This window comes from Chitinophaga ginsengisegetis, assembly GCF_900168065.1.
In the GTDB taxonomy this organism is placed as follows: domain Bacteria; phylum Bacteroidota; class Bacteroidia; order Chitinophagales; family Chitinophagaceae; genus Chitinophaga; species Chitinophaga ginsengisegetis.
The window spans coordinates 3,284,395-3,307,523 of the sequence record NZ_FUZZ01000001.1 but is presented as its reverse complement, the minus strand read 5'-3'; the positions used below and the strand labels follow the sequence as shown (position 1 = coordinate 3,307,523).

General features: G+C 46.0%; 19 protein-coding genes. 6 read left to right on the top strand and 13 right to left on the bottom strand.

Annotated elements, in window-relative coordinates; all coding sequences use genetic code 11:
• Window positions 1-182 precede the first annotated feature (182 nt).
• Complete coding sequence (locus B5Z18_RS13145; RefSeq protein WP_079470078.1) at window positions 183-827, top strand: hypothetical protein; 645 nt, start codon at window positions 183-185, stop codon at window positions 825-827.
• A 40-nt stretch (window positions 828-867) separates the two neighbouring features.
• A complete protein-coding gene (locus B5Z18_RS13140; protein WP_235015919.1) occupies window positions 868-1,068 on the top strand; it encodes a hypothetical protein in 201 nt (66 codons plus the stop codon).
• 78 nt (window positions 1,069-1,146) lie between these two features.
• Here the strand turns inward: B5Z18_RS13140 and B5Z18_RS13135 are convergent, their stop codons facing one another.
• From B5Z18_RS13135 to B5Z18_RS13120, 4 genes are all read right to left on the bottom strand, one after another.
• Window positions 1,147-1,737, bottom strand: a complete 591-nt coding sequence (locus B5Z18_RS13135; RefSeq protein ID WP_079469783.1) for a 3-keto-alpha-glucoside-1,2-lyase-like domain-containing protein — start codon at window positions 1,735-1,737, stop codon at window positions 1,147-1,149.
• A 220-nt stretch (window positions 1,738-1,957) separates the two neighbouring features.
• Entirely contained in the window at window positions 1,958-3,247 is a 1,290-nt protein-coding gene (locus B5Z18_RS13130) for a TolC family protein (RefSeq protein WP_159454289.1), read from the bottom strand.
• A 78-nt stretch (window positions 3,248-3,325) separates the two neighbouring features.
• A complete protein-coding gene (locus tag B5Z18_RS13125) occupies window positions 3,326-6,457 on the bottom strand; it encodes an efflux RND transporter permease subunit (protein WP_079469781.1) in 3,132 nt (1,043 codons plus the stop codon).
• 78 nt (window positions 6,458-6,535) lie between these two features.
• On the bottom strand, window positions 6,536-7,624 hold the full coding sequence (locus B5Z18_RS13120; RefSeq protein WP_079469780.1) for an efflux RND transporter periplasmic adaptor subunit: 1,089 nt from the start codon (window positions 7,622-7,624) through the stop codon (window positions 6,536-6,538).
• A 451-nt stretch (window positions 7,625-8,075) separates the two neighbouring features.
• On the opposite strand from B5Z18_RS13120, the gene B5Z18_RS13115 reads away from it, so the two are divergent.
• The 3 genes from B5Z18_RS13115 to rnc are packed head-to-tail and all read left to right on the top strand — an operon-like array spanning window position 8,076 to window position 10,319.
• Window positions 8,076-8,312: an acyl carrier protein gene (locus tag B5Z18_RS13115; protein WP_012788038.1), complete on the top strand. Its 237-nt coding sequence runs from the start codon at window positions 8,076-8,078 to the stop codon at window positions 8,310-8,312.
• 23 nt (window positions 8,313-8,335) lie between these two features.
• Window positions 8,336-9,589, top strand: coding sequence for a beta-ketoacyl-ACP synthase II (gene fabF / locus B5Z18_RS13110; RefSeq protein WP_079469779.1), 1,254 nt, complete (start codon window positions 8,336-8,338; stop codon window positions 9,587-9,589).
• A 10-nt stretch (window positions 9,590-9,599) separates the two neighbouring features.
• The gene (rnc, locus tag B5Z18_RS13105; protein WP_079469778.1) at window positions 9,600-10,319 is read left to right on the top strand and encodes a ribonuclease III; all 720 of its coding nucleotides are present in this window, start codon (window positions 9,600-9,602) and stop codon (window positions 10,317-10,319) included.
• 35 nt (window positions 10,320-10,354) lie between these two features.
• Here the strand turns inward: rnc and B5Z18_RS13100 are convergent, their stop codons facing one another.
• The 6 genes from B5Z18_RS13100 to B5Z18_RS13075 all read right to left on the bottom strand — a co-directional run bounded on the left by B5Z18_RS13100 (window position 10,355) and on the right by B5Z18_RS13075 (window position 17,077).
• Window positions 10,355-11,035: a GyrI-like domain-containing protein gene (locus B5Z18_RS13100; RefSeq protein WP_235015918.1), complete on the bottom strand. Its 681-nt coding sequence runs from the start codon at window positions 11,033-11,035 to the stop codon at window positions 10,355-10,357.
• A gap of 49 nt (window positions 11,036-11,084) precedes the next feature.
• A complete protein-coding gene (locus tag B5Z18_RS13095; protein WP_079469777.1) occupies window positions 11,085-12,116 on the bottom strand; it encodes a DJ-1/PfpI family protein in 1,032 nt (343 codons plus the stop codon).
• Between the two features lie 75 nt (window positions 12,117-12,191).
• Entirely contained in the window at window positions 12,192-13,154 is a 963-nt protein-coding gene (locus tag B5Z18_RS13090; protein WP_079469776.1) for a helix-turn-helix transcriptional regulator, read from the bottom strand.
• Window positions 13,155-13,422: 268 nt separating this feature from the next.
• Window positions 13,423-14,457 carry a cytochrome d ubiquinol oxidase subunit II gene (cydB, locus tag B5Z18_RS13085; RefSeq protein WP_079469775.1) on the bottom strand — a complete coding sequence of 345 codons (1,035 nt, stop codon included), beginning with the start codon at window positions 14,455-14,457 and terminating at the stop codon, window positions 13,423-13,425.
• Between the two features lie 3 nt (window positions 14,458-14,460).
• Window positions 14,461-15,852, bottom strand: coding sequence for a cytochrome ubiquinol oxidase subunit I (locus B5Z18_RS13080; protein ID WP_079469774.1), 1,392 nt, complete (start codon window positions 15,850-15,852; stop codon window positions 14,461-14,463).
• 214 nt (window positions 15,853-16,066) lie between these two features.
• Window positions 16,067-17,077 (bottom strand): zinc-dependent alcohol dehydrogenase family protein, encoded by a 1,011-nt coding sequence (locus tag B5Z18_RS13075; protein ID WP_079469773.1) that lies wholly within the window; start codon window positions 17,075-17,077, stop codon window positions 16,067-16,069.
• 116 nt (window positions 17,078-17,193) lie between these two features.
• Here B5Z18_RS13075 and B5Z18_RS13070 point away from each other — a divergent pair, with 116 nt between their 5' ends.
• Entirely contained in the window at window positions 17,194-17,574 is a 381-nt protein-coding gene (locus B5Z18_RS13070; protein ID WP_079469772.1) for a winged helix-turn-helix transcriptional regulator, read from the top strand.
• Window positions 17,575-17,652: 78 nt separating this feature from the next.
• On the opposite strand, the gene B5Z18_RS13065 is transcribed toward B5Z18_RS13070, so the two are convergent.
• Genes B5Z18_RS13065 through B5Z18_RS13055 form a run of 3 tightly spaced genes read right to left on the bottom strand, consistent with a single transcriptional unit; the run spans window position 17,653 to window position 23,081 of the window.
• Complete coding sequence (locus tag B5Z18_RS13065) at window positions 17,653-21,042, bottom strand: ATP-binding protein (RefSeq protein WP_079469771.1); 3,390 nt, start codon at window positions 21,040-21,042, stop codon at window positions 17,653-17,655.
• The gene (locus tag B5Z18_RS13060; RefSeq protein ID WP_079469770.1) at window positions 21,023-21,613 is read right to left on the bottom strand and encodes a DUF4194 domain-containing protein; all 591 of its coding nucleotides are present in this window, start codon (window positions 21,611-21,613) and stop codon (window positions 21,023-21,025) included. Before B5Z18_RS13060 ends, B5Z18_RS13065 begins: the two co-directional genes overlap by 20 nt.
• Before the next feature lie 4 nt (window positions 21,614-21,617).
• Window positions 21,618-23,081 carry a DUF3375 domain-containing protein gene (locus tag B5Z18_RS13055; protein ID WP_079469769.1) on the bottom strand — a complete coding sequence of 488 codons (1,464 nt, stop codon included), beginning with the start codon at window positions 23,079-23,081 and terminating at the stop codon, window positions 21,618-21,620.
• Window positions 23,082-23,129: the final 48 nt, after the last annotated feature.

Genomic DNA, 23,129 nt, shown 5'->3' with positions numbered 1-23,129 from the left:
ATAAATTGTGGACTGATGTTTTCTTTTATGTTGTTAGCTGGTTTGTTATCCGGCGATACTTTCACAACAATAGGTGTTCCATCCGTAGTAAATGTATGTTGCAGGGAGCAGGATTAAGCTGATCTAATCATTCAGTGTAATCTTGTTCTATGATTTATTGTTCATGTTAATCTATCATGGAAATGATTCACGCAACACGACCCGGATTGGTGCTTGGTTTTCACGGTTGTGAAGAAAAAGTAAGAGACGCATTGGTGACAGGAAGTATTAAAATGAGTCCCAGCAGTAAGCCATACGATTGGCTGGGAAGTGGATGCTATTTCTGGGAGAATAATTATGAACGCGCATACGACTACGCATGCAATCCTCCGGGAAATAAAGTGATCCGGTCACCGGCGGTATTGGGAGCCGTGATTGATTTGAAATTCTGTCTTGATCTGCTGGATACAACTTGTTTGAGACTTTTGTATGATTCTTACAAAACACTATCTGAAGCAGCAGCGCAGAGTGGCAGAATGCTGCCGGTAAATAAATATGCAACGGGATCAAGGGATTTATTGCTAAGAAACCTGGATTGTGCAGTAATTGAAAATTTGCACGCTGATAGAGAAATGAAAAGCTTGCTGCCGTATGATTCTGTCAGAAGTGTTTTTGTAGAAGGGGATGAATTATATCCTAATGCCGGGTTTAGGGATAAGAATCATATTCAGATTTGTATTCGTAATCCAAATTGCATCAAGGGATATTTTAATCCTGTAAGAGAAGTACAATGGCCGCATGCGTTTTTATTAAAAGATAATAATGCTGATTATATACAACAAATTTGAATTTTAAATTTGCTATATGACTGAGAAAGATTATTTAGAAATGAAACAGATCTTAAAGGAGCAGCGGGAGTTGGTAAGCCGGGACGCTGAAGCTGCCCGTGAACTGCTGATAAGACTTAATATCTTTCATCTTTGTATACCCCGGGATGCTTATACAGAGATGGAAGTAGTATATCCCGTAGACACTTTTTCAGAAGGAATTTATGTGGAAACCAAGCTGCGCACTTTTCTATGTAATTGAGATATAAACCCTCAAATAAAAAGGCTTTAAGAACCCGCGTTCTCAAAGCCCTGACTTCTAACTTATCAATCAACAGTCTTAGTTTATTGTTAGATTCTTCCAGTCGCCGCCGGAGTTATTGCCAACCCAGTACCCTATCATCCCGTTTTTTTGCTTGCTGAGTAATGTAACTGTTAAGCATCTGTCGCCGTTCAGATAGGCAGTTGCCTCAGTATCCGTTACTACTATTTTTACATGAAACCATTTGTTGGGATCTGTAGACGGGTTTACTTCGTGCTCATATTTTCCGGGATATTGTTCTCTTAAAAACGGCCAGTCGTTTGCAGGAAGCGAAATATATTGTACAGCATGACTTCTCCTGCCGGCTTCCGGAACCTGGAAGTTAAAGGGCCTGAAATAAATAGCGTCATAAGTAGAATCGTTTACGCCGTGGAAAGCAATGCCTACAAAACTTTGCTGTAAAACATTTTTTCCTTTCACATCAAACTCAATAGTGCCATTGGCAAATTGTTTATTTTTAATCCAGGCTATTCCTGCGCCAGGCGCTTCATTCAAATGAATAACAGCGTCACCGCTTACAGTGCGGTTTACCGCCTGTAATTCCTGTGCTGCGCATATGTGGGCGAAGCCGATAATACCACTTAAAGTGAGCATAACATAACGTAACATGTGTATCCTGTTTTATAATCCGCAAGAGATGTTTGCAAAACCATGCCGGATAGATTGACTTTGAGTGGTAATATTTTTTATATTGTCTATTATTAAATATGTTCGTTAATGATACAAATGGTTGTTCATGCCCGTACAGTTGGCGATAGGATTAAAAAAAGAAGCGGATAAGCGGGATACATCTCCCTGACTTATCCGCTTCAGATATAAAAAAAGTAGATTATTGCAACAATGCGCCATTCAAACGGCCCAGTTCCGTTTCAGCAAGTTTGGTATTATAACGTGCCTGTATAAGCCGGTAATAGGAATCTTCCAGGCTTTGTTGCGCTATTTTTACTTCAAGGATAGTGGATACGCCCTGTTTGAAACGCTCTAACGCTACCATCGCATTTTCCCTCGCAAGATCGTTTGTTTCTTCTTCCAGCGATACCTGTTTTTTATAGTATTCGTAATCTTTGAATGCGTTGTTCAATGAGAGGTCTACCTGGGATTTTACGTTATCCAGTGTGATATTCTGGAAATCAAAGTCTATCCGCGCATTTTGCACCTGTCTTTTTACATTAAATCCATTGAAGATAGGAATAGCAGCAGTAAAGCCGTAGTTAAAAACCGCATTCCGGCTGAACCGCGGACTGAAAGCATTGGACGCTGCATTGGAGGTATTCCGGTTATAATTATATCCTGAATTGAAGGATATTACCGGGAAATAATCTGCTTTACGTTCCTTCACCGTAAGTGCAGAAACATTTACGTTCTGTTGCTGTACTTTAATAGCGGTATTGTTGTTGGCAATATTTTGTTGCAGCACCGCAAAAGAAAGACCACTGTTTAACGGAATAGAATCTACCACGTCGTAACCGGTAGCGCCGGCGGGAACTGCCATTAACTGATTTAGTAACGACTTGCTTTGCTCTATCAGCGTTTGCTGGCGGATATATAATGCCTTCTGCGCATTCAGGTCAACTTTTGATTGCAGGAGATCTGTTTTAGGCGCAAGCCCTGTACTGAATTTGGCGTCAGATAATTTTACCCGTTCTTCGGAGATGGACATCTGCTCTGCGAGGGCTTTCAACTGTTGCTTTTGTTGTACAATGTTATAGTATCCGCCGATGATAGTGGAGATAGAATTCTGCACCTGGTCTTTTATAGCCAGCTCGCCGAGGTCGCGGATAGATGCTATTTTATTGCGGGTGGCGAACATTTTTAAACCGTCAAACAATGTCCAGCTAAGGGTTACGTTGCCGGTGAGATTGTTGCCCTTAATGCCGCTGGTATCGCGTTTGGTGCCGTTCACAAACTCCTGTTTGGTGGCAGTACTATTCCAGGTAGTCCCTGCTGTGGCATTCAGGCGGGGTACAAATGCGAAATTCGCATAGGCGTAGTCGTTAGCAGATAACTCTGCTGTATTTCTGGCTAAACGGATATCGAAGTTGTTTTTCAGCGCCACGTCTATCGCCTGTTCAAGGGTAAGTACCTGTTGCTGTGCTTTTAACGCACCTGTGCTTACCATTAAAAGGAGTAAGAAAAAACACTTCTTTATATTTTTCATCATAAATAGCATAATCGTGATCATTCAAATCTGTTATAATCAGGCATGTGCTGCTGCTACCTGTGCTTCCTCATCATTTTCCATTTCATCTTCCTCGTCGGTATTATTGTTTTTGCCTCTGCGCGACAGGAAAGTATACATCGCCGGGATTACAAATAAAGTTAACACCAGGGAGAAGATGATTCCACCCACAATAACGATCCCCAGCGGAATACGGCTGGTGGCGGCTGCACCGAGCGACATCGCAATAGGTAACGCGCCCAGCGCCATGGCAAGACTCGTCATCAGGATAGGACGCAAACGCATCGACGACGCATGGATTACAGCGTCAGCTTTTGCCATCCCGGTATCACGCTGATGGTTGGCAAATTCCACGATCAGGATACCATTCTTCGTTACCAATCCTATCAGCATAATTACACCGATCTGCGAAAAGATATTCCAGGTTTGATTAAATAACCATAACGACAATAATGCTCCTGCAAATGCCAGCGGCACTGTTAACATGATGATCAGCGGATCTACCCAGCTTTCAAACTGTGCGGCCAGTACCAGGTAAATGAGTACCAGTGCCAGTCCTAACGCAAACATAGTATTGGAGCCGCTTTCTGCATAGTCGCGGGAAGAGCCGGACAAAGCCGTGTTAAACGATTCATTCAGCACGGTTTCCTTTTGCAGTTTATTATAGATCCGGTACATTTCATTGATGCCATCGCCGATGGTTCTGCCCGGCGCCAGTCCGGCAGATACGGTGGCGGACTTATAACGGTTAAAGTGGTAAATGATCGGCGGACTGGTTTCTTCTTCAATACTTACCACGTTATCGAGCTGTATGGCTTCACCGCGTGAGTTGCGTACATAAAGGTTTTGCAGATCCATCGGGTCGTCACGGTCGGCGCGGAACACCTGTCCCATTACCTGGTATTGTTTACCATTCCTGATAAAGTAACCATAACGAAGGTTACTCAATGCCAGCTGTAAGGTGGAAGAAATATCCTGTACCGAAACGCCGAGTTGTGTTGCTTTGTCGCGGTTGATATGTATGCGCAGTTCCGGTTTATTGAATTTCAGATCCACATCCGTTCCCTGGAATACGGGGCTGTTGCCTACTTCTTCCATAAACTTAGGCAATACCTTAGTAAGACTGTCAAAGTTGATGTGCTCCAGCACAAAAGATACGGGTAACCCGGCGCGGCGGCCCACCTGGATTGTTTGGGATTCAATGGCAAATACTTTACCCTCCGGAAATTTGTTCATACTCCGGTTTACCATATTCACAATATCCTTCTGCGAGCGGGTACGATCATGCGGATCCGTGAGCATCACGTTGGCAAAGGCGGTGTTTACTGCACCGGAGCCACTGAAGCCGGGAGAGGTTACGCTGAGGATGATCTTCTTTTCAGGAATGGAATCCATCATGAACTTGGTAAGCTTATCCACGTAATTGTCCATGTAGTCGAACGCGGTTCCTTCCGGTGTGGTAATAGACAGGCGGAAAGTGCTGCGGTCTTCCAGTGGCGCCAGTTCCGACTGGAGCGTTTTAAAGAGGAAGTAAATCATTACCAGGCAGCCGGTAATGATTAGCCCGGCTACCCAACGGAAACGCATAAACGATTCCAGTGAGCGTTTATAACCATCTTCCATCCACCGGAAGAAAGGTTCTGTTTTGGTATAGAACCAGGAGTGGGTATGTGTTTTACGTCCGAGTTTAACGTTTAGTACAGGCGTTAACGTGAGTGATACAAAGGCAGAGATGATTACTGCGCCGGCCACCACAATACCAAACTCACGGAACAGTTGTCCCACGAATCCCTGGAGGAAGATGATCGGTAAGAATACAAAGGCCAGTGTGATCGACGTAGCGATTACAGCGAAGAATATTTCTTCAGATCCTTCGCGGGCCGCCCTCATACGGGGTATCCCCTGTTCTATCTTCTTATAAATATTTTCCGTTACCACAATACCATCATCCACCACGAGGCCGGTGGCCAGTACAATAGCCAGCAGGGTGAGGATATTAATGGTAAAGCCGCAGGCGTACATAATAAAGAAGGCGCCGATTAAAGATACCGGGATGTCTATCAGCGGACGGAGCGCCATGAGCCAGTCGCGGAAGAACAGGTATACAATAATAATTACGAGTACCAGTGCTACTATCAGGGTTTCCTCTACTTCATCGATGGATTGTGTGATGAAGCGGGTGTTATCCATTGCAATATTCACGGAGTAATCTTCCGGGATATCTTTTTTCAGTTGTTCAAATCTTTTATAGAACTCTTCTGCGATGGCTACGTAGTTGGAACCGGGCTGCGGGATGAGGGCGAGTGCAATCATCGGGCTGCCTGATTCTTTCAGTACGGTTTCTTCATTTTCGGGTCCCAGCACTGCCTGGCCGATGTCACGGATACGTATTTCGCTGCCGTTTACATTTTTGATGATCAGGCCGTTGAAATCGTCTTCAGATACCAGCCGTCCGAAGGTACGCACGGTAAAGTCGGTGGCGTTACCGGCAATTTTACCGGAGGGCAGTTCCACGTTTTCGCGTAACAGGGCGGCCTGTACATCGCCGGGGGTAAGACTGTAAGACGATAACCTGGCGGGGTCCATCCAGATACGCATGGCGTATTTTTTTTCTCCCCATATCTGTATGGCGCTAACGCCGGGAATGGTTTGCAGTTTTTCCAGGAGTACGTTGGAGGCGTATTCCGTTACTTCCAGCTGGTTGCGGGTGTTGCTCTGCACTGTCATGGAAATGATGGGGTCGGAGTTGGCGTCCTGCTTGGATACAACGGGAGGGGCATCAATATCGGGTGGCAGCTGGCGCAACGCCTGTGATACTTTATCACGCACGTCGTTGGTAGCGCCTTCGAGGTCTTGCCCCAGTTCAAATTCCACGGTGATGTTGCTGCTTCCCTGGCTGCTGCTGGAGGAAATATTTTTGATCCCTGCGATACCATTGATTTGTTTTTCCAATGGTTCGGTGATCTGTGTTTCGATGATATCGGAGTTGGCGCCTGCGTAGGAGGTGCGCACGTTCACGATAGGCGGATCGATCGCCGGGAAATCCCTTACCCCCAGAAAAGTAAAGCCCACCAGGCCGAATATCACGATAATGATATTCATCACGATAGCAAATACCGGGCGTTTGAGAGATAATGAAGGTAAACTCATGATAATTATTTTCAGATTTTCCTGCCGGGTTTCCTGTTGGCAGTGGTGCTGCCGGGAACGGTGCCGTTGGGAAAACTATTATTGTATCTTATTATACTTCAACTGCATGCCTGGTTTCAGCTGGAGAATACCAGTGATAATAACCGTATCACCAGGTTGAAGGCCACTGGTGATTTGTACGCTGCTTTCGGTTCTGATGCCTGTTTCTACTGTTACAAACTTGGCCAGGCCTTTATCGGCGATAATTACTTTTTTATCACGGGTACCGGGAATAACGGCCTGGGACGGTATCAGCATGGCATCCGGGAGGTCTTTCAACAGAATTTTTACTTTGGCGAAAGAACCGGGGAAGAGGATACCGTTATTATTAGGAACGATAGCGCGGAGCTTTACAGTACGGGTGGTAAGATCTATTTTAGGGTCGATGGCATAAATGCTGCCTTTATATTCTTTATTATCACCGGATACCAAAAAGTTCACCTGATCGCCGTTTTTAATGGCATTACGGTATTTCTCGGCCACGGAGAAGTCCATTTTCAGCGGATCTATCTGCTGGAGGGTAGTAATAATGGTAAGGGAAGACACGATGGCGCCTTCACTTACGTTACGTAAACCGAGTTTACCGCTGAAGGGGGCGCGTAGTTCTGTTTTCTGCAGCTGGGTTTGGGTATATTCCATATCAGCTCCGTAGGCGCTCACCTGGTTGCGGGTTACATCTACGTCCTGCTGGCTGATACCATTTATTTTAAGGAGGTTTTCCTGGCGTTCCAGGGTTGTTTTGGCCAGTTGTTGCTGTAATTTAAGCTTCTGAAGCTGCGCTCTGAGGTCTTCGTCATACAGTTTAACCAGGAGGTCTCCTTTTCTTACGGTGGTTCCTTCTTTAAAATAAAGGTGTATGATGCGGCCATTAATTTCCGGTTTCACCTCTACTTCTTCATTGCTTTGCAAGGTGCCGCTTGCTTCAATAGATTGATCGAGCCGGGAGGTTTTAACGATCCAGGCGTCTGTAAGCAGTAGCCGGGAAGCGCCTCCTTTTGCACCGGATGCGGCAGCAGCCGGCTCTCCGGCTGATTTGTTGCCGGCTATTTTCTTATAAACGAGGAAAATGACGATACCGGCTGCGGCCAATATAACTATTGTGCGAACGGTCTTTTTGGTGATGGCCATATCTTTTTATATGTGTTTTTCTAACTTTTTGCTACTGATTCATAACAGAGAAACAGGCTCCTAAAGGGATACTATCTCACAAGCCGGACAAATTTACGCATTGAGGAGGCTGAATGCTCCGGGCAACTGTTAAATAGCGTTAATGCTTTAGATAAGTGGCTAAATAGCCGGTTGAATGGAGATATTTTAAGATTTATATGTTTTGGATTTCAGAGAATGGCGTAATTGTCCCGAAAAAGGCGACTTTTGTGGTAAAATATGCAAATCTGTAATCCAACCAGTATCAAAAATATATAAATTCTTTTATTAACAAAGCTATGAATATGTTTACTGTATTGGGTTTGGTAGGATTGACCCGGTTAGAGCGTCCTTAAAATTCGGGCTATCTGTTGGCAATTCAATAAAAATTATATTTTTGCAGTCAAGTTTTAAACCAAAAACACTTAAAATTATGTCAGACATTGCATCAAGAGTTAAAAAGATCATCATTGACAAATTGGGCGTTGACGAAGCCGAGGTAACTCCTGAAGCCAGCTTCACCAATGACTTAGGCGCTGACTCTTTGGATACGGTAGAACTGATTATGGAATTCGAAAAAGAATTCAACATCTCCATTCCTGACGAACAAGCTGAAACTATTACTACTGTTGGCCAGGCAGTTGCTTACCTGGAAGAACATGTAAAATAATCCTACTAATCAGAATTGTTTTAATGCAACCAAGACGAGTTGTCGTTACAGGTTTAGGCGCTCTTACACCGCTCGGCAATACTGTAGCCGATTTTTGGCACGGATTGACGAACGGTGTATCCGGCGCGGATTATATCAAGCAATTTGATGCTTCCAAGTTCAAAACCCGTTTTGCTTGCGAACTGAAAAATTTTGATCCTGCTAACTACCTGGACAAAAAAGAGGCCCGTAAAATGGACCCCTTTACACAGACGGCTGTAATTGCCGCAGATCAGGCGATACTGGACGCCAATATCAATAAAGACAAGATCAATGCTGATCGTGTTGGGGTGATATGGGGCACTGGTGTTGGAGGTATGATCAATTTCAGTCACGAGCTGAGAGATTTCCATACAGGGGATGGTACGCCCCGCTTCAGTCCTTTTCTAATTCCGAGGCTTATTCTTGATATCGCGGCCGGGTATATTTCTATCCGTCACGGTTTCAGGGGGCCTAATTTTTCCGTTGTATCAGCCTGCGCATCTGCTACCAATGCCATTATTGAGGCAATGTACAGCATCCGTTACGGCAAAACCGATATGGTGATTACCGGCGGATCGGAAAATGTGATCAATGAGCCTTGTGTTGGCGGCTTCAACGCCATGAAGGCCCTGTCAGAAAGGAATGAAGACCCAAAAACTGCTTCCAGACCCTTTGATCTTGACCGCGATGGTTTTGTAATGGGTGAAGGAGCTGGCGCACTGGTACTGGAGTCGTTAGAACACGCACAGGAAAGAGGCGCCAGGATATACGCAGAGTTAGCCGGCGGCGGCGCTACTGCAGACGCATATCACATCACCGCTCCACATCCGGAAGGACTGGGCGCTTTAAATGTAATGCGGAACGCTTTGGCAGATGCCGAAATGCAGGCCAACGAAATCGATTACATCAACGTTCACGGTACTTCCACTCCGTTGGGAGATATTGCCGAAGTAAAAGCCATTCAGCGCGTTTTTGAAGAGCATGCTTATAAAATGAACATCAGCTCTACAAAATCCATGACAGGGCACTTACTCGGGGCTGCCGGCGCCGTTGAATCCATAGCCGTAATTATGTCTATCCTCGATGGCATAGTTCCTCCTACGATCAACCACTTTACTGACGACCCGCAGTTAGACCCGAAACTGAATTTTACTTTTAATATCGCACAAAGGAGAGAAGTAAACGCTGCATTGTCCAACACCTTTGGGTTTGGCGGACATAATGCTTCCGTGATTTTCAAAAAATTTGTTCCTTGATCTTGATTGTGTGAGTTTACTGCCAGGTTTTTTATATCGACTAGTTTCCAAAAAAAGGCACTTATATAAAGAGCTGCACAACCTGCTGGGCTTCCCGCCTGGTAACTTTGCCCTTTATGAAGTGGCCCTGAGCCATCGTTCCAGTAAAGAAAAATTCCTGGAAAGCAACGAAAGGCTGGAATACCTCGGTGACGCTATTCTCGGCGCCATTGTGGGTGACTACCTCTTTAAAAAATATCCCTATAAAACAGAAGGATATTTAACAGAGATGCGCTCCAAGATCGTTAACCGGCAACAACTGAACGATATCGCTATCAAGATGGGCTTGCGCAAGCTCACCATCTACGACAAATACAACAGCTTTCTCAAAATAAGCCAGATATTCGGCAATACCCTCGAAGCCCTCGTAGGTGCTGTATACCTCGACCGCGGCTATAATAAAACCCAACAGTTTGTGCATAAACGCATTATCATGCCTTATATAGACATGGAACTGCTGGAAACCGTGGAAATGAACCACAAAAACAAATTATACGGCTGGGCCAATAAAAATGGCAAAACGCTGGAATTCGAACTCCTCGAAGAACAGATGGACAACGGCCGGCGCATCTTCACCGTAGGCGCTGTGGTAGACGGGGAACTCATCTGCAGCGGCAAAGCCTTCAATAAAAAAGATGCCAGCCAGATCGCCGCACAACAAGCCATTATACAGCTGGGGTTAACCGACTAACTGTTTTGGGTAAGATGCGCTCCGCCCCTCATCAACTACTTACTCACCGGGTGTCTTAATATCGTTTTCAGCTTTTCCGGCGCAGTTTTCCGGAAGTCAGACAAATAAATTTCATGATGCCGCCCATTCATGCGCAATCCCTGCTGCTGCATGAAGTCATCCATCTTTTTCAACGATGCCGGCTCCTCACTATAGGGACCAATATGCATTAGCTGTACGCTCAGTCCCTCTTCTATATGTTTTAAATCCACCTGCCTGATAAAAACAGACTTCTTCTTTTTCTCCGCAGCAAGCACGGCTTCCGAAAATTGCTGACGGGTAATGTAGTCTGGCATCCTGATGGCCAGTTCATAGTTCCATTGATCACGCGGCGCCTGCCGCGGATCTGCATAATCGCCATTTACCCACCAGAAGCCTTCCAGCTTGCTCACGGTAAAGTCGCGGCCCTTTTGCTTGCTGCTGAACTTAATGCCATATGCCACTGCATACAGGGCAGCAGTTACCTCAGCGAACAGGGGACCATTGGGATCACCTTTACCTATGACAGTTACAAACAGTCCCTTTTCTATGGTAACCACTTCAGGCACTAAAGCAGCGGTATAGTACTGTTTAAATTCCTTTGTTAAATCCAGTTTACTCATATTTTTCAGTGTTAATTGTATATCAAAAGCAAAGGTGATGAGCAACAGCCATCCCATGATGATATAGGCTTTCATTGTTTAAGAGTTAAAATCCCCCGGGAGTACCGGGGGATGTTTATACCGGTTAAAGCACACCAATCTGTATGTTGGTGATATTTTGCGCCGGTTGTTCAAAATTATAGCGCAGGTATTGTTCCCGCGTGTAGCCGGTTACGGGCAGGCCCAGCATACCGATACCTGTAAACAGCTGTTCGTACGTAGTGATGAGCTGCTCCCAGGGGCCTTTGTGTTGCATGCTTACACACTTGAAGGCCGGTAGTGTTTCGCAATGCCACGGCGCCGAAACCGGTTTCACCGCCGTTACCGGAAGGCCAATATCCAGGGTAAACACTGTATCCGGCTTTCCGTCGAAGTTGCGGTAATGCCATTCAGGCGCGCCGCATATTTCCAGCCCGGCATTGATGGCTTCCTGGTATACATCTTTAATAGCGGTGCGTACGAGGGACAGCATACCGGCATAGTTAGTTTCGTAGCGTTGATAGAAGAAATGGAAAGGCACTGCGGATAACATCTCCGGAAGAACAGCTGTATGATCAAAGAAGCCAAACCAGAACTTCAGGGGTTCTATCTCCAGTAAATTAAAATGCTGATAGATGGCTTTGGCAAATGGGATCATTGCGGTGCCGCTGGCAGTGATAATTTGTTTATCAGCTACTGCGGGTTCATCCAGGTATTTACCGGCGCCTTTATAAGTGGGCGCCTGTTGCTTCAATACTTCGGGGTGATTGCTGGTATGGGCAATGTTGTCCAGGAAGCCGTGTTGCCCCAGCAGCACGGTGGCGCCGCAGATGGCTGCAATTGTTTTTTGCTGTGCCAGCAGTTGTTTAACAAGTGGAATGATCGCCGCATTGGAGCCATTTTCCATTGCCTCTCCACCAGGAAGAATCAGCAGGTCGATATCCGCTTTCAATGCCTCATCGAGACTTGTATGAGGCTGTATCTTCAGCTGTCCGCCGGAAGTAACGGTTTCGCCGGTAAACGAAAAGGTAACGATGTTGGTATCTGTAAAGCTTCCTATGCCATACATGGTCAAGGCAGGTTCCCAATCGGAGTAGCCGTCGAAGAGGAATACATAGCAATTGCTGAGCTTATTCATATTTGTATTGTTTTTGATAACAGTACAAAAGAACAGCCAGGGAGTGACAACCTTATGTCAGCAGCATTCCAAGATTTATAAATAATGTCCGTGGAGTTCTGTTACAAGCTCTCCGATAGCGGTTTTGAGCTCTTCAGGCTGAAGCACTTCCACCCGGCTTCCAAACATAATGAGCCACCTGGCAAAATAATTCAGGGAGGATTGCAGGAAGGTAAGCTCTGTTTTATCGCCCACTACCTTTTCTTCCATAAGGCCATAGTAGTACTTCTGCTCTCTTACATACCGCATCAGATCATTGTCCACCGCTATTTTAATGAGATAGGTATTTTCGCTGTGGCTGCTGCGCTGTTGCTCCAGGTAGTCCTGCAAAGAGAGGTGTTTGTTTTTCTTATAAGTGGCCGGCAGCACGGCTAATTTGCGGATACGGTCTACCCGGAAATCCCGGTAACCCTGCCGGAGCCGGCAGAAAGCGATCAGGTGCCAGTTGGCGCTGCTATGAAAAATGCCTATTGGCTCTACTTCCCTGCGGGTGGCCACTTCTTCCTGGAAAGAAAAGTATTCCATACTGATCACCTGGTTCATGCCCAGGGCTTGTTGAATATCAGTGAGGAACCGGTTGGGGAACTCGGCCGCGTCCGTGACCATAGGGCGGTACCGCAATACGGCGATGTTTTCATCCAGTGATTCGAGGTAGTCCTTTTCTGTTCCACGGAGTACGGAACGGATCTTTTCCATTGCCAGGCTGAACTGTTTCCGGTTGCTGTGGTCACTGAACTGTTCCATCAGTTTTTCCCCGGTAAGGAGTGCCGCCGCCTCTTCTTTGGAAAACATTACAGGGGGCAGGTGATATCCTTCCACGATGTAATAGCCGGTACCCGCCTCCGCACCAATAGGCACGCCGGCTTCCTGCAGGGCTTTTACATCCCGGTATACCGTTCTTAAACTGATATTAAAGCGGTCGGCAATTTCGGAGGCCCTTACTATTTTTTTACCCTGTAATTGTATGAGAATGGCGGTAAGCCGGTCGATACGGTTCATGGAATGAATCAATTCTGGGTACTAATTTCGGCTTCCCGGAATTATTTTCAGAAATTTTTTTAAACCGGTTAAACTTTTATCAAAGCAGGCGGTCTTAAATATACAAATCTCCTGATAAAAGATAGGATACCGGGAAAACGACAACTGGCGACTTTCGGGAGATCATCAACACAATGCTACAGTACAGAATATAGGTTAAATGGTAAGTCCCTGCAATTTCTTGCGGGGACCTGTTTTTTTAGCCAATGGCTGTTAACCTTTCTGATATCTAATAGCTCATTTCGTTCAGCTTCACTTTACCCCGGAATGTCCAGAATAAGAAAGTAGTATATCCAATTACCATCGGGGTACCTATGGCTGCAATGAGCAGCATAATTTTCAACGACTTAACAGAAGACGCCGCTGCATAAATGCTGATGCTATAGGCCGGATCAGTGGTAGATATCACAATATTGGGATATAACCCTACGGCAAACAGGATGAGCAGGCAGGCCGTGATAATGGAAGAATAGAGGAAAGCAGTATAATACCTGCGGGCATCTACATTTCTTTTGATATTCAACAGGATCAGCACAGCCAGCATGGGCAACAGGAACAGCTGGGGATGTGACTTAAACTGCAAGGTCATGTGCGGCACATAAATAAGGGTAGCCATTGACGTTAGAATAAAGCAGAGAATGAAGAACTTGCTGCAGTTGTTCACAATCACTGTGAGCCTGGTGTACAGCCTGTTTTCCGTTTTCATCACCAGGTAAATAGAGCCATGCAGCATGAACAGCGACAAGGTGGTAAAAGCAATCAGTATCGCATAAGGATTAAAAAACGTGAGCAGCGTACCGGTAAATTCATGTTCCTTATTAATCGGAAGGCCGTGAATAAGGTTGCCCAGTACCAGTCCCAGCAACAGCGTGATGCCGGTGCTGGACACAGTATAACTGATGTCCCACATTTTGCGCCACCACAGCCAGGTTTCCTTACTTCTGAATTCTATTGAAATAGCCCTGAAGATGAGGGCTACGAGGAATAACATAAAGGGAATATAGAAGGTAGATAATACCACGCCGTATACCAGCGGGAACCCGGCAAACAATGCACCACCGGCAATTACCAGCCATACTTCGTTCCCATCCCATACCGGTCCTATCGCATTCAGCACCAGGCGCCGGCTTTCTTCTTTTTTAAAAAACAGGTGCAAAGCACCGGCACCCAGGTCGAAGCCATCCAGCACACCATAACCGGTGATCAATCCGCCAATCACTAAAAACCACCAGGTGGGAAGGTCCAGTCCGAGAATTGTTTCCATGAGTTATAATTTAGTAGGATGGTAAGTTATATTATCGTGATAATAGCCGTCGTATTCAATTTCCGCGTTCTCTGAAACATCCGGTCCATGCTGTATTTTCCGGGTCAGCAGGTAGATGAACAACGTAAACAGCAGCATATACACCAGCGTAAATAATATCAGTGAAAACATTACCTGGTCGGCCGTTACCTTACGCGACAGCGCATCGGATGTACGCAACAGCTTGTACACCACCCAGGGCTGGCGGCCCACTTCGGCGGCATACCATCCAACCTGGTTGGCTATTTGCGGCAGCAGTACTGCCCACGCGAATATGATCATCAGCCAGCGCTGGTTAAACAGCTTCTTTCTCCATAAAAGGAAAACGGCCAGGAGTGTAAGCGCTATGAGTATCATGCCGATAGAGATCATAATGTGATACATCTGGAACACAAAGTTCACTGCGCCGGGCCTGTCTGCTTTGGGTGTGGCCCTGAGCCCTTCTACCGGGGCGGAAAAGCTGCCATGCGTAAGGAAAGAAAGTCCTCCGGGAATTTTTATACCGGTTGTCTTTTCATTTTTGTTATCTACCCAACCCACAATGTACATCGGTGCTACCGCAGAACTATCGTAATGGCCTTCCATAGCGGCCAGTTTGGCGGGTTGATATTTGCTCACATAGTGAGCGGAACGGTGACCGGTGAAAAGCTGCATCAGTGCTGCTATTACGGCTACGCCCAAACCTACTTTAAACATGGCTTGTGCATGTTTGGCAGAGCGGTTTTTCAGGATGTACCAGGCGGCAACGCTCATCACCAGGAAAGAGCCTGCGAGAAAGGAACCGATGATCACATGTGAAAACCGGTCTACTGAAGAAGGGTTAAACACCATTTCCCAGAAATCCGTAACTACTGCGCGTGCCTGCAGATCATGTCCTTCTATACGGTAACCTGTTGGCGTTTGCTGCCAGGAATTGGCAATAACGATCCACAATGCAGAAAAGATAGAACCCAGCGCCACCATGCAGGTAGAAAAGAAGTGAACCCCTTTATGAACACGGTTCCAGCCAAATAATAATACCCCCAGGAAGGCAGATTCCATGGCAAAGGCGAAGATGCCTTCCGCCGCCAGGGCGCTTCCGAAAATGTCACCTACGTAATGCGAATAGGTGGCCCAGTTGGTGCCAAATTCAAATTCCATTACAATGCCGGTGGCTACACCGATCCCGAAGATCAACGCAAATATCTTAATCCAAAATCGCGTAATGTCTTTATAAAGCGACAAACCTGTTTTAAGATACAGGCCCTCCATGATCACAAGACAGAGGCCCAGTCCTATGCTCAGCGGAGGATAGATGTAGTGAAAGGCAATAGTAAACGCAAACTGTATTCTGGATAGTATTTCTACTGAAGGCATAATGTTCGATTATTGATGCAAAGGTAGCAGGTGAAGATATCCATGAAACTGATGTTTGTCATGTATTGATAAAAATATAATGTTATCATCACCTTAACAAGTAAATAACCCCGTTTTCAACTTGTTTTTACTATCTTGAAACAATAATTTTAGTGTAATGGTTTACTTGGTATAACGTCCTGCCGATGCGCAGGACGTTTATATGTCAGCTACTTTACTTCATTTCTATTACTACTTTCCCGAAATAATTACCACTACCCATATATCTAAATGCCTCCTGCGCTTCGCTTACAGGGAATATACTGTCTATTACCGGATGGATATTATTTACTTCCACCGCAGCAGCCAGCTCCTGGAAACTTTTCAGGCTGCCTACAGAATAACCCTGCAACCTGATATAGCTGCCTACTACAGTAAACAAGTCTATTGGCAGCTGCGCGCCCTCAATAAAGCCTACCAGGCCCACAAAGCCATTGAAGCCTACCGACTTAACAGAATTAACAATGGTGGCGGCGCCGGCAATATCCAGTGTGGCATGCACGCCTTCTCCACCAGTGATACGTTTTACTTCTTCGTACCAGTTTGGATATTTTTTATAATCGATCACTTCGTGGGCGCCCAGCTCCTGTAATTTCTTCAGCTTGTCCGGATGGCTGCTGGTGGCAATTACCTTCGCACCTGCTGCCAATGCGATTTGCATGGCAAAAAGAGATACGCCGCCGGTGCCCTGTGTGAGCACTGTTTGTCCTGCTTTGATGCCGGCGTAGCCCATCAGGCCCGTCCACGCGGTAACGCCGGCAACGGGCAATGTAGCGGCTTCCACGCTGGTTAAATTGGCAGGAGTGCGCACCAGTGCATATTCAGGGATCACGGCATATTCTGCCAGCAGGCCGGGCGTGCTTACGCCTGTTCTGATATGATTGGTAGCGGCGGTGGCATGGCCATGCTGCCAGAGCTGGTTGTAATGAATGGCTACGCGGTCGCCCGGTTGCCATTTGGTTACCTGATCGCCGATAGCTTCTACCACGCCGGCGCCATCAGAAGTGGGAATGCGGGGTAGCGGCAACTCCTTGCTATAGGTGCCGGTAGCGAGGGCTACGTCGAGGTAATTGAGTGCCGCGGCTTCTATTTTTACCAGTACTTCACCGGGGCCGGGTGTGGGTGTAGGTATTTCTTTGAGCTGTAAACTTTCCAGTCCGAATGCCACTTGTTGTATTGCTTTCATAAGAACTATTTTTTTCTTTCACAAAATTGCCCCCTAACTTCATATAAGACAAGTATGCACCATTTGGGAATGTAGGTACCAGATGGATACTATTGCTGATAATCAATACCAGAAAAATGAAGAAATCCGGAAAAAATATTCATACTGATACGATTTGTGCGGTTGATTACGCTTTTCAACGGATTGGCGGAAAGCATAAAGGACGTGTTATTTATCACCTGAGAAATGGGGTAAGGAGATATGGAGAACTACGTAAAATCATGACCGGTATAACCCCTAAAATGCTCACACAGGTATTGCGTGAACTGGAAGACGATGAGCTGATAACCCGGCATGTGTACCTGGAAGTGCCGCCACGCGTGGAATACCAGCTAACAGATACGGGCCGGGAACTGCTGCCGTTTATTACATTGCTGAGTGAATGGGGCGCCAGGCAAATGGGACGGGAGCCGCAATGCCAGCCGGTGTTGGCAGGACAATCAGGCATGCCGGCGTAACGCCAATTTAAAATACATAAAAAAGGCTGATACACCTGTTGATGATGTATCAGCCTTTTTATTGCGCGGTGTTGCCGCTTACGACATCACAGCCATTGATTCAAACTCCTTCTTCCTGTCGCGGTACTCTTCCATCGTAAAGTTATACACCACCGAATCACGTTTGTTTTTATTCGCTACAAAGTGACAGGCATGTATATAAGGTTCTGCGATATTCAGTTTATCCAGCGGCGTTACTACCAGTAACTGCAGGTTCAGCTGTCCGCAGTATTCCATGAGGTAGTGACTCTTTTCAGGATCCAGTTTGCTGAAGGCTTCATCCACTGTGATGAAGCGTAAGCTGCGGTGCTGGCGGTTAGCTTCATTGATACCAAACTGGTAAGCAATGGCTGCTCCCAGGATGGTGTAAGTGAACTGTGCTTTTTCACCACCGGAAAGACTGGCCGTATCCTCATAATATTTGAACGCCTTATTATCGGCCACATAAAATTCTTTTGCACCGAAGTCGAGCCAGTTGCGTACATCCGTTACTTTACGGCGCCATGCTTCGTTTTGCTGCAACTCGGTGATGAGCAGTTTGATATTTTCAAACAGCTGGTCGCCGTAGGCTTCATCTTTTTCGAGCTGGTATTTATAAGAGTCCGGTACTGCGTTACTGAGTTTCTCTTTGAAGTTACGGATCTCCACATCGCGTACATGGCGGCATTCCAGCTGGAGGTAGGTATCCGGGTTTTTATTGAAGGTGATGTTGCGTAATGGTTCGTTGAGATCTTCCATTACTTCGCGGATCACGTCTTCCTGTCCGTATATCCATGCCCGGTAGTTGGTGATGGCATTGAGCATGCTGGTGTCCATGTATTTGCGGAAGCGTTCTTTATGCTCAATGAGCCGCTGGAATTTAATCCGCTCATAGAGGGAAGTAAATTCGTCGAGGTATTTCACATGCGGCTGCAGATCCGTTACATCACCGAGCCAGTCCGGGAAAGTATCGTGGATAGATTTTGGCGGCATTACAAATGCTGCCAGCTGCCGGGTGATTTCTGCTTCTTTTTCCGCGGTGAGGCGCATGGCATCGTGCAGGGTTGCCTTCATGTTATCATCTGCCCGTTTGCGGTAGGATGCCAGCTCAAGGGTTGTTTCCGCCGGTTCGGTCAGCGACAGGTCAGTAAGATATTCCAGTATGTATTGGAGAGAAACATCGTCCAGTTTATTAACCTTCAGTTGATTGAAGTGGCGTAGTTTCTCTGCGGCTTTATCATCCAGCCGGCCTTTTTCCTGAAGCGTTCCTTCTTTCTCTTTTTCCTTGCTTTGTATTTGCAAGGTAATTTCGTCCAGCTGATCACAGATCGCCTGGTATTTGTCGCTGGTTTTTAGCAGCGTTGCTTTTTCACGCGCGAACGATTCAATGACGCCGGCATGAGTTTGCCAGTTGATTTCACTGTAGTTGCGCAGCGACAGCAATGCGTTCAGCAGCGCATTGATATTGGCGATGGCTTTCCTGCTGTCTTCCAGCTGGGAAATGCTATGTTGCAGCGTTTCGATGTTGTTATTGCATTCATCCTGTTCTTCTTTTAACAGGCGTAATTTGTTTTTATTGTTCCATCCCAGTACATAATTGTTTTTCTGGGAGCGGTTAGGGCGGTCATCTTTTTCATGGCGTGTAGCCTGCCGCGTTAGTCCGTTGGAAGTAACTGCTTTCCGGCAACGGTTAAACACGGTCATGTCGTCGGTACAGGTATAATCAAACTGATCAAGCAGCTGGTTTTGCAGCCATTCTTTGAAGATGGTGCCGGGTTTGATATCTATCTTTTGTAACAGGCTTTCTTTTTCAGAAGGCATCCGCAACATGGTATAACTCTCCTCTTCTACTTTGTGGTATACGAGGCGGGTTTGCAGGTTGTTGGAATTGATGTACCGGTTGATGTCCAGGATATATTCTTCCGGCACGAGGAGGCGCAGACCAAAGTTGTGCAATACTTTTTCAATAGCACTTTCCCAATGGATTTCTGCGTCTTTTACTTTGATCAATTCACCGGCAAACGGCAGGTCATCTTCCTGGATATCCAGCATATTTGCCAGCTGTTGACGGATACGGATCAGCTCATAGGGAATATTATTTTTCCGGTGGAGGAAGGAGTCTATTTCTTCTTCCAGTTTTGATACCTGTGATCTTTCGGCAGCGAGGCTGCTTTTGTGATGAAAAATTTCTTCCTGTAATGTTTCCAGCTGTTTATCGTGCGCTGTTTTCATCTGTTCAGCGCCGGTAATATTTTCGTGGAACTGTTGCTCATCCGGATTGGGAGCGAGTTCCAGCCGGTCTGTGAGCATGTTGTATTCTTCCATCTTATTACGCTTGGCCTCTAAGGCTTTTTGTTCGTAATGGATGGATTTTTCAATAGAGCGCAGTTGTTCATCCACGCTGTTATTGGCTTTCTGGGCTATCAGTTCGTCTTTACGCAGGTGAAGCGACTGAAGTTGTTCATTGATAGCGGTGAGACTGCGGGTAGTTGTTTGTTGTTCTTTCTGTAAAGATTCCAGTTCTCTTTCCAGGATATCTTTTTCCTGTTTATTAAACCACGAGGGCAGGATGTCCTGGAGCATTTGCAATTCCCGGTTCCTGTCCTGTAGTTGTTGCCAGGAAGCGCGGTTTTCGATGATGGGTTCCAGCAGTTTCAGCTGGGTTTCATCTTTCTGAATAGCGCGGTGACTGGTGAGCAAACTATCATAGTTTTCGCGCAGTTTCAGGAATTCATTTTCGCTGTCTGTTTCTTCCAGCATCTGTCCGCGGATAAACGTGTTCAGATCGCCGAGTACTTTGATACCAACGGTTTGGTTAAAGAGAGACAGGGCTTTTTCGCTTCGCAGTCCGAAGATGTTGCTGAACAGGGCTGCGTATTCTTTAAAGCTATCAGTGATTTCTGTTTTCGGAAATTCGAGGCGCAGTCTTTTTTTCCAGTCGCCTTTCACATCAAATTTTCCGTTACCGAAATGGTCGTTGATATTAAGTTTATGTGGAGAAACGATGTATTGCCGTTTCATTTCCCCGGAGTACCATCTTACCTGTGCCAGCGTGATCTGGTGCATGGTAGCGGCATTGTAGAAATAGGCCAGCAGTACGGAGTAAGGGTTGTTTTCCTTATGACGCAGCTGGTCTGTTTTTGACTGCTGGGATTCTTCGGAGAAAGTTTTACCGTAGTAGCCCCAGAAATAGGATTCTTCTCCTCTGTCGCGGCGTTGTTCTGTACCGGACGACTGGTTATAGAATCTTTTACCGGCGGGTACCAGCAGTGTTAAGAGTGCATCGATCAGGGTGGTTTTACCGCTACCGTTTGCGCCGGTGAGCAGGGAAGTATTACCGTTGGTATTGACGCGATATATTTTATTGTGAAAGGTTCCCCAGTTGTATATTTCAAAATATTGCAACCGGAATCCACTTTCTTTTGAATCACTATTGAACAGGGTGGACATGCAGTTTTAATTTTGATTTTATTTCTTCCAGTTTCTCGTTATTCACCAGTGCTTTGATAATCCTTTTTACCTCGTATTGATGCAGTTCCTTATTGGCAGCGTCCTCCCGGGTAGTTTTCAGCACGCCTACATTTAAGAGGCTGTTGATGGGTTTGTTGAGATCTTTCAGTAGTTTGGATTTGTTGTGTCGTTCTTTGAAGAAGAGCGCGAGTCTTTCTTTGATTTCTTTTTGTGTCATAAAAAGACGGGTGCCATTGCCCTGGATATCAAATTCATCGAGGGCTTCGCGGAGTACTATGCACAGCAGCGTGGCTTCGTAGGTAAGCCGCGTTTTGCGCATGAGGCGTGGCAGTGGTTTCTCGTTGGTTTCATCTGCTTCCGGTTGTACGATACGTGCAAATCCGTCGGCTTCATTTACCACCAGTTGCAGACCTGTTTGCTGCAGGTATTTGCTGAGTTCTGTTTGCCATCCCAGCAGGTCTTTCCAGTAAGATTTATCTTCTTCGTATACAGGTCCCTGCATGAGTTTTAGAAACACGTGTGCAAAGGGAGATATATTTTTCTCGGCCATGATATTAGTTTTGTGAATTTGTGAACAGCACCATCGGCATATTGATGGTGCGGCTGCCCAGCATCACCGGGTCCGGGGTTTCCAGGATGATATGGTGTGCCGATTGGCTGGCGATAGAGAAATAGGTAATGAGTTCCGTGAGCCCTTTTTCGGCGCCGTAAATTTCTACCATTTCTTTCAGGCTTACCTGCTTTTTATTTTGCAGTTGTGTGGAAATGCGGTCTTCCAGCAGGGCGCGGTCTATATTAAAATGGTTAAATAATGCGTTAAGGTCATTGTCGTCAAACTCAGTGCCACCCATCCCTTCGGGGAATTCCACCTCTACGTTGGGTTTTTTCTCGTCTGCCATATCCCAGCGGTCGAGGAGGTCTAATTCAGGATCGCCTTCTATCTCTATAAAAAATTCCTCACCGGGTGGCTGCTCCAGCGATTGAAAGGCCAGTTGCCGGATATCATTGATGAGTTCCACGGCTTTCCTGCGATCGGTGAGATTATTTTCACTGAGTACGCGACTGAGTTTATCGCTCAGTTTTTTATTGGCATCAATTACTTTTTTACCGGAGGCATGAAGGAATTGTTTGAGTTTTTTTAAGAAGCGGTCATTTTTGTATTCGATGTTCCGGTCTTCCAGCAGGAGGTACAATTTTTCGATCAGCTCCCGCATCTCCTCCTGTTTGTTTTCATCCATGAGGAACTGCCAGAAGGAGTAGAAGCTTTTTCCCTGGTCTTTCTGGCGGAGTGCCTCGAAGGAATCGAGGGTATAAGCCAGCAGGGCGCCTTTGGCGATATTTTTTTCGCTTTGTTTGCGGTAAATTTCCTGTGTGATTTGTTCAAAGTTTTGTTCCACTTCTTTAAAATCGCTCAGGAGTTCGCGCGACATGCGGTTGACGTCGTAAAATCTTTCCTTTATCTGGGTATCATCAAACACCTGTACTTTACCGGTGATGGTGATGGCTTTTATTTCCTGTTCTATTTCATATTTCTTTTTCTCCAGTTCCTGGATCCTTTGTTCCGGGTCTTTATTGCTCTGGTCAATCAGTTCTTTTAGTTTGGAGAAGATGTCTTTGAAGCGGCTTTCTGTGCCCACAAATTCTCTTTTCTGGAGGGTGGATACCCAGTGCATTACTTTTTCCATGTCGCTGCTCAGCTCATGGATATCCAGTCCGTCGTCGTCGGGATATTTGCGGAGGAAGCCTTTATTACTCCATTGATCGATATATTTCCTGGCTTTCACATCATCATGTTCCAGCAGGCTGGTAGCGTCTATTTCATCATCTGTGGCCTGGTAGCCGGTTACGCCGAGGTAATCGGACAAACGGGTTACCAGTTCCACATTGGAAATGGTAGTATGGTTCTTTTCCTTGAATGTGTAATGAAAAAATGACAGCATCATTGGCGCGCTACGTGCCCGTAGTATCTTGAGGGTAACTGACTGGGCATATAGATTACATAATTGGTCATACGTCATAGGTGTAAAAATAAGGAATTACGTATTACAAAGTAAATACGTTTCCCT